At 36.4% G+C, this 12849-nt stretch carries 11 protein-coding genes; 1 reads left to right on the top strand and 10 read right to left on the bottom strand.

Annotated elements, in window-relative coordinates:
- Positions 1-4: 4 nt before the first annotated feature.
- Both QSV08_RS08790 and udk read right to left on the bottom strand, forming a co-directional pair.
- The gene (locus QSV08_RS08790; RefSeq protein ID WP_324028019.1) at positions 5-337 is read right to left on the bottom strand and encodes an FtsB family cell division protein; all 333 of its coding nucleotides are present in this window, start codon (positions 335-337) and stop codon (positions 5-7) included.
- Positions 337-951, bottom strand: coding sequence for a uridine kinase (gene udk / locus QSV08_RS08785; protein WP_324028018.1), 615 nt, complete (start codon positions 949-951; stop codon positions 337-339). Before udk ends, QSV08_RS08790 begins: the two co-directional genes overlap by 1 nt.
- Before the next feature lie 107 nt (positions 952-1058).
- Here udk and QSV08_RS08780 point away from each other — a divergent pair, with 107 nt between their 5' ends.
- On the top strand, positions 1059-2282 hold the full coding sequence (locus QSV08_RS08780; RefSeq protein ID WP_324028361.1) for a multidrug effflux MFS transporter: 1224 nt from the start codon (positions 1059-1061) through the stop codon (positions 2280-2282).
- Positions 2283-2423: 141 nt separating this feature from the next.
- Here QSV08_RS08780 and acs read toward each other — a convergent pair whose 3' ends face one another.
- The 8 genes from acs to QSV08_RS08740 all read right to left on the bottom strand — a co-directional run bounded on the left by acs (position 2424) and on the right by QSV08_RS08740 (position 12795).
- Positions 2424-4331 carry an acetate--CoA ligase gene (acs, locus tag QSV08_RS08775; protein ID WP_324028017.1) on the bottom strand — a complete coding sequence of 636 codons (1908 nt, stop codon included), beginning with the start codon at positions 4329-4331 and terminating at the stop codon, positions 2424-2426.
- 74 nt (positions 4332-4405) lie between these two features.
- Entirely contained in the window at positions 4406-6100 is a 1695-nt protein-coding gene (locus tag QSV08_RS08770; RefSeq protein WP_324028016.1) for a sodium:solute symporter family protein, read from the bottom strand.
- A gap of 33 nt (positions 6101-6133) precedes the next feature.
- On the bottom strand, positions 6134-6394 hold the full coding sequence (locus QSV08_RS08765) for a DUF4212 domain-containing protein (RefSeq protein WP_324028015.1): 261 nt from the start codon (positions 6392-6394) through the stop codon (positions 6134-6136).
- 135 nt (positions 6395-6529) lie between these two features.
- On the bottom strand, positions 6530-7606 hold the full coding sequence (locus QSV08_RS08760) for an anhydro-N-acetylmuramic acid kinase (RefSeq protein WP_324028014.1): 1077 nt from the start codon (positions 7604-7606) through the stop codon (positions 6530-6532).
- A complete protein-coding gene (locus QSV08_RS08755; protein WP_324028013.1) occupies positions 7593-8447 on the bottom strand; it encodes a CPBP family intramembrane glutamic endopeptidase in 855 nt (284 codons plus the stop codon). The genes QSV08_RS08760 and QSV08_RS08755 overlap by 14 nt, the downstream gene beginning before the upstream one ends.
- Entirely contained in the window at positions 8444-10009 is a 1566-nt protein-coding gene (locus QSV08_RS08750; protein WP_324028012.1) for a glycoside hydrolase family 3 protein, read from the bottom strand. Before QSV08_RS08750 ends, QSV08_RS08755 begins: the two co-directional genes overlap by 4 nt.
- Positions 10002-11276, bottom strand: coding sequence for an AmpG family muropeptide MFS transporter (locus QSV08_RS08745; protein ID WP_324028011.1), 1275 nt, complete (start codon positions 11274-11276; stop codon positions 10002-10004). Before QSV08_RS08745 ends, QSV08_RS08750 begins: the two co-directional genes overlap by 8 nt.
- Complete coding sequence (locus tag QSV08_RS08740; protein WP_324028010.1) at positions 11260-12795, bottom strand: glycoside hydrolase family 10 protein; 1536 nt, start codon at positions 12793-12795, stop codon at positions 11260-11262. The genes QSV08_RS08745 and QSV08_RS08740 overlap by 17 nt, the downstream gene beginning before the upstream one ends.
- Positions 12796-12849 lie beyond the last annotated feature (54 nt).

The raw sequence follows: 12849 nt of genomic DNA, 5'->3' as shown, positions 1-12849 counted from the left end.
AAAACTATTCTTTATCCTTGACTTTTAAACTATCCTCGTATTCAATAAGATAAATTTCTTCATTCTTTTTCTTCAAATAATACTCTTCTCGAGCAAAGCGCTCAAGCTCATCTTCGTCAGATAATTTTTCAATAATTTTTTTATCCCTAGCAATTTCATCTTTCAAGAAGTCTTGGGTTTTTTCCAGTTTTTTTATCTCTTTTCTTAATTCTAAATGAATTAGAAGGGAGTTGGTATCAAAAAAAAGCATCCAAACAAGAAAAACGGACAGAACCAATACATACATATTAGTCATGATTTTAAACCATTTTTTTTGTTTTAAATCTTTGAATGCCATTACTCTTGCATTATTTTTTCATTAATAATACTCTTAACTATTTCAACGGCAACAGTGTTGTATTTATTATTCGGAATAATAATATCTGCATATTCTTTTGTTGGCTCAATAAACTGCTCGTGCATTGGCTTAATTACAGCTTGGTATTTTTCTATAGTTTCATCTAAATCCCAACCTCTTTCATTGACATCTCTTTTTAATCTTCTGATCAATCTTTCATCGGTGTCAGCATGTACGAATATTTTAATATCGAACATTTTGCGAATAGCAGAATTGGTCATAATTAAAATGCCTTCTACGATAATAACCTTAGTAGGGTGGGTAAGTATAGTCTTTGCGGTTCTGTTACATTCTAAAAAGGAGTATACAGGTTGTTCGATAGACTCTCCATTTTTTAAAGCTATTAAATGCTTCTCAAGTAGTGCGAAATCTATAGAACTTGGGTGGTCAAAGTTAGTTTTGCGTCTTTCTTCAAGAGATAAATGAGATAGGTCGTTATAGTACGAATCTTGTGAAATTACCCCAACTTCTTCATTTGGCAACTCATTTATAATTTGATTTACTACTGTGGTTTTTCCACAACCTGTTCCACCGGCAATACCTATAATCAGCATACATTGTAATTTAATGCAAAAGTACATATTTGAATTTCAAAAATGCATAAACTCAAATATCAACTTTTAATAACATTGCTTGTATTGTTAAGCCTTATTTTTGCATGATGCAGAATGAACAGGTAAAACCGAATTTTGAGTTTGTTGCCCTAATGGCTTCTTTAATGTCAATTGTTGCGTTAACTATTGATGCAATTTTGCCTGCAATGGCAGATATTGGCATATCTATCAATAGTCTTGATCCTACGCAGAATCAATTGCTGGTAACCATGATTTTTTTAGGTTTGGGAGTAGGGCAGCTGTTCTTTGGTCCGCTTTCAGATAGTCTTGGTAGAAAGCCAATTGTTTATATAGGTTTTACTGTTTTTTTGATAGCTAGTGTTGTTTGTTTGTTAGCTCCGAATCTTGAAATAATGCTAGTAGGGCGTGTGTTGCAGGGGATTGGTTTATCAGCACCTAGAACTATTAGTATCTCTATTATACGCGATACGTATCGGGGTGATTATATGGCGAAAATAATGTCTTTTGTAACGGCATTTTTTATTTTGGTCCCTGTTGTGGCGCCTGCAATTGGTAAAGCCGTTATGGGTATTACAGGTTGGCAAGGTATCTTTTATTTGCAGCTATTTTTTGCGTTATTAGTTAGTATTTGGTTTTATAAAAGACAGGCAGAAACATTGCATCCAGAATACAAAGTACCTTTCTCATTCCATGTATTTGTTAGAGGGACTAAGGAAATTATTAGACATAAAGAAACGGTTTCATGTACCATGATATCAGGCTTTATTACGGGTTCTTTTTTGGTGTATTTAAGTTCTGCTCAACATGTTTTTGAGGAGCTTTACGGATTGACGGAAACATTTCCTTATGTGTTTGCAGGGTTGGCGCTATCGGTTGGTTTTTCAACCTTAATGAATGGTACCTTGGTACTTCGTTTTGGTATGCGAAATTTATCGTTCACAGCCTTAGTAGCTTTTACTTTTATAGCCTTATTATATAGTGTGTTATTTTTTGGATCTAAAGACCCAAGCATAACTATTTTACTGATATTTCTTTCACTTCAGTTTTTGTGCTTAGGATTTATTTGGGGAAATATGAGATCCATAGCCATGGAACCTATTGGGCATATTGCCGGAATAGGTGCAGCGATTACCGGATTCATTTCTACCATTCTTTCTATACCGATTTCTATATTCGTGGGTAGCTTTATTGAAGATTCTGTATGGGCACTTTTTGCTGGTTTAGGTGTATGCGGACTCATATCAGTAATACTGTTTATGACCTTTAAAACGCGACCTCTTTTTGCTAGTAATCGTGCATTTTCAAGTTAACCATAAATTATATTCTTTAAATCTCAGAGTATAGTATCTTTTGCAATCGAAGATTTTGTTGAAAATAAAAATCCATCAAACTCATAGTTAAATGATCCTGATGGATTTTATAATTTTTATTCCTAAGAATTGAATACTCCTTTATAAGGAATTATCCATAATTTCTTGAACAATTTCCGGATTTAATAAAGTACTTGTATCCCCTAAATTACTAGTATCGTTACTGGCAATTTTACGAAGAATTCTACGCATAATTTTACCACTACGCGTTTTAGGAAGTCCGTTTACAAACTGAATCTTATCTAGTTTTGCAATAGGACCAACATGTTCTGTAATCTGCTGATTAATTTCTTTTCTTAGGTTATCGCGATCTCTGCTTTCTCCTGTTTCTTTTAAAATAACATATCCATAGAGCGCATTTCCTTTTACATCATGCGGGAAACCTACAATTGCAGATTCTGCAACTGCTGGGTGTTCGTTGATAGCATCTTCAATTGGTGCAGTACCTAAATTATGACCCGATACAATGATAACATCATCTACACGCCCCGTTATTCTATAATAGCCAACAGCATCTCTCAAAGCGCCATCACCTGTGAAATACATATTTTCATATGCTGAAAAATAAGTATCTCTATAGCGATCATGATTCCCCCAGATAGTTCTTGCAATTGCTGGCCATGGGAATTTAATACATAAACGACCTTCGACTTGGTTTCCTTTTATCTCTTTTGCACTTTCATCCATTAATGCTGGCTGAATACCAATAAATGGTAGGGTTGCGTAAGTAGGAGTAGTAGGGGTTACATATGGAATAGGGGTAATCATAATACCGCCAGTTTCAGTTTGCCACCAAGTATCAACAATAGGGCTGTTCTTTTTACCTACATTATTATTGTACCAGTGCCAAGCTTCCTCATTTATGGGTTCGCCAACAGACCCTAATACTTTAAGACTAGATAGGTCGTATTTTTCAACGTATTCTAAATTCTCTTTTGCTAATGCTCTAATTGCTGTAGGTGCGGTATAAAATTGATTTACTTTATGTTTTTGAACCACATCCCAAAAACGACCAAAATCTGGGTAGGAGGGAACACCTTCAAACATCAATGTCGTTGCTCCGTTTGCTAACGGTCCGTAAACTATGTATGAGTGACCCGTTATCCATCCAATATCAGCAGTACACCAATAGACATCATTTTCTGTATATTGAAATACATTTTTAAAAGTATATGCCGTGTACACCATGTAACCGGCGGTAGTATGTACCATCCCCTTTGGAGTACCTGTGGATCCTGAGGTATATAAAATAAACAAAGGGTCTTCGGCATCCATAATTTCAGCAACGCAATCTGCATAAGCTTCATCAAGTAATGGTTGTAACCATTTATCTCTAGCTGGAAGCATAGTAATTTCAGATCCTGTACGTTTTACGACCAAAACATTCGCTACACCAGGGCAAGCTTCTAGTGCTTTATCTACAATACCTTTTAAATCGATTGATTTGTTACCGCGAAATGAACCGTCTGATGTTAGTACAATTTTACAATCAGAATCATTGATACGTGTTGATAATGCATGTGAAGAAAAACCAGCAAATACTACCGAATGTATCGCGCCAATACGTGCACATGCTAAAAGTGCTACCGACAATTCAGGAATCATTGGTAGATAAATACAAACACGATCTCCTTTTTTAACACCATGGTCCAACAAAACATTTGCCATACGACAAACACGCTCATGTAATTGCCTATAGGTTATATGTAGTGCTTCCTCCTCAGGATTGTTGGGTTCGAATATGATTGCCGTTTTTTCTCCTCTTGTTGGTAAATGACGATCCAAACAGTTTTCGGTAATGTTCAATTTAGCACCTTCGAACCATTTTATTTCTGGCTTCTTAAAATCCCAACTCAGCACACTATCCCAGCGCTTACGCCAAACAAAATGTTCTTCTGCAATTTCTTCCCAAAACGCTTCAGGATTACGGACCGATTTTCGATAAACTTGATAATACTCCTCCAGATGTTTAATGTGGTAATTACTCATGGTATGCGTTAGTTTAATATGCAAAGGGTCTTGAAATCCTTTGGTTGTTGTTGTTGAATGTTGATTTGTTTTAATTAATGGCCTGTGGCTTCACCTGCACCACTGGGTATTCTAATATTTTCTACAATTTCTTGAACATCTTCAGGTGGCTCTGGGGTAAATTGTAAAACAATAATTGCTACAATAAAGTTAGCAATCATAGCGATACTACCAAACCCTTCTGGCGAAATACCGAACCACCAATCTGCCGGAGTTCCGCCGCCAAACCAGCCGAATTTAAACTTGGTCATATAGAACAGCATAAGAACGATGCCGACTACCATACCGCTGATAGCTCCTTCTTTATTCATTTTTTTATAAAAGATACCGAGAACAATTGCGGGGAAGAAGGAGGCTGCTGCCAGACCGAATGCCAGTGCGACTACTGCAGCTACAAACCCAGGCGGATTTATGCCAAAATAACCGGCAATAACTACGGCAACTGTTGCTGCACCTCTAGCCACCCACAATTCTGCTTTGTCAGAAATATTCGGTTTAAATACTTTCTTTACTAAATCATGAGAAACCGATGCCGAAATAACAAGTAATAGACCCGCCGCTGTTGAAAGTGCTGCTGCTAATCCGCCAGCTGCTACTAAGGCAATTACCCAAGCTGGTAAATCTGCAATTTCAGGATTCGCCAATACCATAATATCATTATCTATGGTTAATTCGTTTTTGGTCTTATCAGCTACATATTGAATTTTACCATCTTCATTTTTATCGTCAAAAGAAAGTAGTCCGGTTTCTTCCCAATTTTTAAACCAAACCGGCATGCTAGAATATTCTTCGTTGCTAACGGTATTAATAAGATTGGTTTTTGCAAATACAGAAACAGCTGGTGCCGTAGTGTATAGAATAGCGATCAGTAACAATGCTAATCCCGCAGATTTACGTGCATCTTTTACTTTTTTAACGGTAAAAAATCTAACGATTACATGTGGTAGCCCTGCGGTACCGACCATTAAAGCTAAAGTGATGGCAAAAATATCTGTTACAGATTTAGAGCCGTCGGTGTATTCATTGAATCCTAGTTCAGTTGATAATCCGTCTAACTTATCTAATAAGAATGTACCAGAGCCATCATTTAAAGTTGATCCCATACCTAATTGTGGAATAGGGTTTCCGGTCATTTGAATAGATATGAAGATAGCGGGAACCATAAAGGCAAAAATCAGAACACAGTACTGAGCTACTTGTGTATAAGTGATGCCTTTCATTCCGCCTAAAACTGCATAAAAAAGAACGATAATCATGCCTATAATCACACCTGTGTCAATGTCTACTTGAAGGAATCTTGAGAATACAACACCAACACCGCGCATTTGACCTGCTACATAAGTAAACGAAACAATTAATGCGCAAATTACAGCCACAATACGTGCTGTTTTTGAATAGTATCTATCACCTATAAAATCAGGAACTGTGAATTTCCCGAATTTACGTAAATAGGGTGCTAATAGTAATGCTAGTAACACATAGCCACCTGTCCAGCCCATTAGGTATACTGAACCATCATAGCCTGCAAAAGAAATTATCCCTGCCATTGAAATGAAAGATGCGGCAGACATCCAATCAGCTGCAGTTGCCATCCCGTTGGCAAGTGGTGAAACTCCGCCACCGGCAACATAAAAGTCCTTTGTGGATCCAGCTCTTGAATATATCGCGATGCCTATATAAAGGGCAAAGGTGATTCCTACTAAAATATACGTCCAGGTTTGAACACTCATAATGTGGTTTTTTGGTGGTTGATGGTTGTGCTGTTATTCGTTGTAGCCGTATTTTTTATCCAACTTGTTCATGAGTCTTACATAAACAAAAATCAGAACTACAAATACATAAATTGATCCCTGTTGTGCAAACCAAAAGCCTAATTTAAAACCTCCGATTTTAATAGTGTCTAAAGCTTCTTTAAATAGAATGCCTGCTCCAAAGGATACAACGAACCAAATAGCTAATAAAATGAATAGGTATCTAACATTTTCTTTCCAGTAAGCGGTTGCTTTCTTTTGTTTTTCTGACATGTCTATTTCGGTTTTTATGAAGTGAATATCCTTAGAATTCGTCAAGGCAAACTTCAAGTAAAAATTAATATGCTTCAGCGATAAATCGCTAGGGGTATCTAAATCTCGATTATCGAGTAAATTAGGTAAAAAAGTTTAATTGGGTATGAACAATACTCCGCTTGAGGAATCTTTTTTTGCTCCAGTAACAGATGAGAGTACATTTGTTAATTGCGCTACCCTTAATACGCCCATTAAAGCAAATACTAAAGCTTCTTTAAATTCTATGATTATTTTTTCTGGTACAACTACTTTTGTTGTGTCGCCCAATTTTTGCTGCAAAGTTTCTATTAAAAATGAATTCAATGCGCCACCACCTGTAACCAGTAATTGCTGCTTGTTATGTTTGAAATTTAGATTGATTTGTTGCGCTACCTTATCGCAGATATGGTGAATACCTGTGTGAAGTAAATTTTCGATGGTATCATCGGTATCTTCAACTATAGGAACCACTTCTTCTAAAAACCATTCATAGCCAATCGATTTCGGATGCGGTAATAGGTAGTATTTTAGATTGTTTAATTGCGCTAACATGTTGGTGTTAATCTTACCCGAACGTGCTAGTTTGCCATCTTCATCATATTCTAAATCAACTTTTCTGGTGATATAGTTTAGAATCATATTTGCCAAACCGATATCATATGCTATTCTCTTATCCTTTACTTCAAAAGACACATTGCTAATACCACCAAGATTTAAACAATAATCATATTCATTAAAAAACATGCGGTCACCTATAGGTACTAGCGGAGCTCCTTGTCCGCCAAGTGCCAGATCGTTTGTTCTGAAATCTGCAATTACTTTAATGCCTGTAACATTTGCCAAATGTTGCCCAGAACCCACTTGAAATGTAAGTCCCATTTCTGGTCGATGATGGGTGGTATGACCGTGACTAGCGATGTAATCTACTTCTAACTTGTTCTCGTTAATAAATATTGAGGTTTGCTCACCAAGGTAAGTACCGTAAGTGTTATGTAATTCAATAAGTTTTTCTGCGGATAAACTAATAGCATCTTTAAGGGTATTCAACATCTCTGATGAATACTTGACACTTTTAGTTTCTTTAATATCAAATTCCCAAACCCCATTTTTCTCCCAAATGTGGCAATAGGCTAAATCAAGACCATCTAATGATGTGCCCGACATGAGACCGATAATTTTATATATTTTCATTTGCGATTAATTGGGGTTTCTTTTTTATTTGATAATAATAGATGATTAAAAACACTAAAATTAACTCGGTGAATAAAGAAAAAATAGAGCCTTCAAAGCCGAATTGACCTCCATTGATTTTATTGTTTTCTGGAACCGTAAATTCAATAATACTATAAATATCTTGCCCACTAACATTGAAGCCTAGTAATGACTGAAAGAGATTCCAGCTAAAATGGAATGCTATTGGGTACCATAAGTTTTTTGTATACATATAAGAAGCACCCAAAGCCATACCGGCTAAGAAAAGCCCTAGTAAACTAAACAAGCTTATATTAGGGTTGGCGCCATGCATTAAGGCGAAAAGTGCAGAAGCAACTATTAATGCAACATATTTGTTAAAAGAGAGCATTAGGTTTTTTTGAATATACCCTCTAAACAGCACTTCTTCTAAAATTGCTACTAGTATGAATAACACAGTGGTTAAAAACAATTCGTGGAAATTAAAATTGAATTTCGAGAATACAATCTCTTTTGAAGCTGCTAGACCAAAATAGGCAATAGTCATGATTATTAACCCGAGTAATGTGCCTATCGCAATATCCTTTTTTCTGTTTTTTATTTGAAGTCCTACTTCTATAAACTTTTCGTCGTCTACAAATTTCATAAATAGCCAAATGAGTAGAAATGTGCCTAAGAAAGAAAGGGCCGTCATAATTACATATTGTATGGTAGTTTCTTGGTAGTCTATATCGGCCAGCGGTACGTCTGCTAGTAAAGCACCCGCAACTTGAAATAAACCTACTATTAGAAAATAGGTTATTATGATTGCTAAAACTCTTAACCACCCATTATGATTCATATGCTTTTTTCAATATTAAATGGCAATTTTCCTTTTGCTTCAATACTACCTAGAAAATGTTCGGTTGCTACATCTTGAAACTCTTTAAAATTCTGATAAGCTATTACGGTAGCAGTTGTTTTTTCGGTACTGAAAAACTTCAACGCATACGGATTACCGAAGTGATACAGAACAACATTTTTAGAGGTTATCAATTCGTTTATAAACTGGATTTCTTCATCAAAGAATCCGAATTTGTTGGTCGGTTTTATTTGTGGCGGAGTTAATAGAAGTAAGATTTCGGTTTCCGGTTCAACTTCTTTTTTCATTTCTAAGATATTATCTAAAATATCTTGCTTCGCTTGGTCGGCGCCAAATCGTTTTATGGTTAGCGTACAGAAATTTGTTGTTTTAAATGCTGTGATTTCTGCAGCAGTACCATGATGTAAAGTCAGTGAGTTTTCTGCTATTTTTCTATTTAAAGAACTTGGGTCGGTCAGCTTAAGCGTTGAATCTTCTTTTAAAATAGCTTTTTCTTTGAGCTGCCAAATGCGTTCAATGCTTTTGTTAATTTGAGTTTCAGTGGCATTTTTTAAGATATGCTGAATACCTTCTTCTATATGTTCGGCAAAACATAATACATCATTACCAGCGTTAAAAGCTAGCCATTCTAATTCTCCTTTAATAGGGTAATGTTTTGACACGGCATGCATATTCAGCGCATCAGAAATTACCACTCCTTCAAAGCCCATTTCATTTCTTAACACACCAGTTATAATGTCTTTATTAATGCTTGAAGGTAATTCTGGAGTAGTAGTTAAAGCGGGAACGGATAAGTGACCTGCCATAATTGAATCGACACCTTCATTAATTAATTTTTGAAAAGGATACAACTCATTTTCAATAAGTTCTTCTTTTGATTTATCAATAACGGGTAAACCCAAATGCGAATCTGTAGCGGTATCTCCGTGACCAGGAAAATGCTTAATGCTCGTAAGTACACCTTCACTTTGGGTGCCTTTTACAAACGCAGTTGCCATAGTAACTACATTGGTTTTGTCATCGCCAAAAGAGCGATAGCCAATTACAGGGTTGTTCGGGTTCGTATTGATGTCTACCACAGGCGAAAGATTCCAATGAATACCTGCTGTTTTACAATCTTTTGCAATCTGCTTGCCAACTTCAAAAACTAATGCTTCGTTATCAGGATTTGAGCCAAGAGTTATAGCATATGGGTATTGCGGAGTATTTTCTATTCGCATTGCTAATCCCCATTCGGCGTCAATAGAAATCAGTAGGGGATAAGTAGCTGCTTTTTGATATCTCTTAATGAGGTTTTTTAAGGTGTCAAAACTATTTTCATTGACAACTATTTTTTTCTTGCCTTCAAAATTGGTCGCAGCACTCGCTCTGGAGTGAAAGAAGCAGAGTCCGCCAACGTGGTGCTCAGATATGAGTTTTTCTAATTGCTGAATTTCTTCTTCTGTATCATTTATAAAAGCTGCGGGCATAAAAAGCTGTCCGACTTTCTCGGTCAAAGAGAGTTTTTCTATAGCTTCTTTTGTAGGTATGATGTTATTCATTGGGAGATGTTGTTTTTTTACCGAAATCTGCCGGATAAGAAATGAATTTTAGTAAGAATACCGTAGGTAAGGCAGCAATAACTACCCAAACGAAAAACCCGTCGTAACCTAACCATTGTTGAATATAGCCACTGGCCATACCTGGTAACATCATGCCCAGTGCCATAAATCCTGTGGCAATGGCGTAATGCGATGTTTTAGACTTGCCGTCGGCAATATAAATGAGGTACATTAAAAAGGCTGCGAAACCGAAGCCGTAACCGAATTTCTCAAAAATCACGGTTGCCGTTACTGCATAAATATTAGTGGTATTTGTGATTGCTAATATTGCATATAAGATATTAGGTAGGTTTAGCGAAAGTACCATAGGTAGCATCCATTTTTTTAGACCGTCCCTAGAAATTAAAACTCCTCCTAAAATTCCGCCTATAGAAAGAAAAATAACTCCTGCTGTACCGAAAATGGTTCCTAGTTGTTCTGTTGAATATCCTAATCCGCCTTTATCGGGAGAGTCCAATAAAAACGGTGATGTCATTTTTACCAATTGCGATTCTCCTAATCGATAGGTAAGTATAAATGCCAGCGCAATACCAATACCTGGTTTTTGGAAAAAAGTAGTAAATACTTCTAAGAACCCAGCAGGTTTTTCTTTGTCCTCTGTATTTTCAGCTTCATATTTCGGAGTAACAAAAAAGTTAGCAACGGTCATAATCAACATTAAAAATGCTGCTGCCGACATAGTTACGCTCCAGGCTTTGGTGTTGTCACCATATTTGTTTTCTAAAAATCCTGCTAAGACAACAATTAATCCTTCACCGGTTACCATCGCTAACCTATAAAAAGTACTTCGCATTCCCACGAAGAAAGATTGTTTCTTTTCGGTCAAGCCCAACATATAATACCCATCTGAGGCAATGTCGTTAGTTGCCGATGCAAAAGCAGCCATCCAAAAACAGGCTAATGATGATATGAAAAACATATTGGTCGGTAAGGTTAAACCAACGCCCAATAATGAAATTGCAATTAACAGTTGCATGGCTAAAAACCATTTACGCTTGGTGCTTTTAAGATCTACAAACGGACTCCATAATGGTTTCAAAACCCATGGTAGATATAATAAACTGGTATACAGTCCAATGTCTTCATTGCTGACGCCTAATTTTTTGTACATAATTACCGAAACGGTAACTACCAAAACATACGGCAGCCCTTGTGTAAAATATAAAACTGGAACCCATGCCCAGGCACCTTTATCTTTTTGAATCATTTTTAGGACTGTTCTTTAGGTTGATGACTGTTGGTTTCGTTTCTGCGCCATAAAAATCAATAAAGCTGACACTGTAAAATGATTTACGGTAATCTGATTTTGATATGCGAATGGTATTAGAATTCGGTACTACTAAATTTTTTGAGAGCAATTTTTTAATAGAATATTCCTCTTTTACTTTTCTGCCAGCCTTATATAGAAGAGCATAACGCAAGCCTCTTAAATCGTCGTATTCTAGAATAACCTCATCATCAACAAAAGAAACATCTAAAAGTTTAGGTGTCATTGAAATATGATTTTTTGCCAGTGAAAAAATAGGATTCAAAGCGGGTAACTTATAATATTTCTTGTGAATATATTCAACAACGTCATCATTGTCACTCATTAGAGATTTAGCACTGAACATGATATTACCCTGAATTTCCGGAGTCTCTCGTGCAAGTTCTAATTGGTTGGGGATCTCTTTAATATCGTCCCAGGCTTTATCGCTGTTGTTTCTAATTTTATATGGACCATTACCTATATAAAGATTGGTGCCATAATTATTTTTAGACCACCAGTCTACAATTTTTGTGTGAGACGCTACAGGTAGATCCATACTCCAATATACTTGCGGAGCTAGGTAATCGATCCACCCTTTTTCCATCCAAAGTAGCGGGTCTGCGTATAAATCTTCATAGGTAGTTTGCCCTGCTTTAGTATCTGAACCTTTTGGGTCGGTCGAATTGTTTTTCCAAACCCCGAACGGACTAATACCGAACTGTACCCATGGCTTAATCGATTTTATAGTTTTGTGAGATTGGCTTACAAGAGAATCTATATTGCTACGTCGCCAGTCATCAATAGTTTGGTCATTTTGAGCGTAAGTTTCAAATGCTAAAGAGTCATTAAAAACAGCATCTTTAATGGTGTACGGGTAAAAATAATCATCGAAATGAATGGCATCTACATCATAGCTAGCAACCAATTCTGCAATGATATTAGAAAAATGCTTGCGTACTTCAGGTAGCCCAGGGTTGTAGTAGTTCTTTTTACCATAATGCACGATCCACTCTGGGTGAGTGCAGTAGTCATGGGTTTCAGAAAGGACTTCGAAATTTTCATCGAAAGTTGCTCTATACGGATTCAACCATGCGTGAAACTCCATGCCACGTTGGTGCGCTTCATTAATCATCCATTCAAGAACATCTGTATTCCATTTTGGTGCCGTACCTTCTTCGCCCGTTAAAAATCGGGAGTATGGTGCATATTCAGATTCGTAAAAAGCATCACCTGCAGCACGAACTTGTACGATTACAGCATTGTAGTTTTCTTTTTCGTAAAAGTCTAGAATTTTAAGGTAATCTGCTTTTTGTTTCTTAGAAGTGTCATTACCATTTTTTGGCCAATCGATATTGACCACTGTAGCAATCCATACGCCTCTAAATTCTCTCTTTGGGTGTTTTTCATACGATTGAAAAACTCCGCAAGAATTAAGAAGTAAAAGTAGAAGGGTGAGTAGTGTTAGTTGTTTTGTCATAAATGTAAAAAAGGCCCATTTTAAAACTAAAAATAGGCCTTTTAATTCAATTTA

The organism is Maribacter sp. BPC-D8, from assembly GCF_035207705.1.
In the GTDB taxonomy this organism is placed as follows: domain Bacteria; phylum Bacteroidota; class Bacteroidia; order Flavobacteriales; family Flavobacteriaceae; genus Maribacter.
Note: the sequence above shows the minus strand (reverse complement) of the source record. Positions and strands in the feature narration are given on the sequence as shown.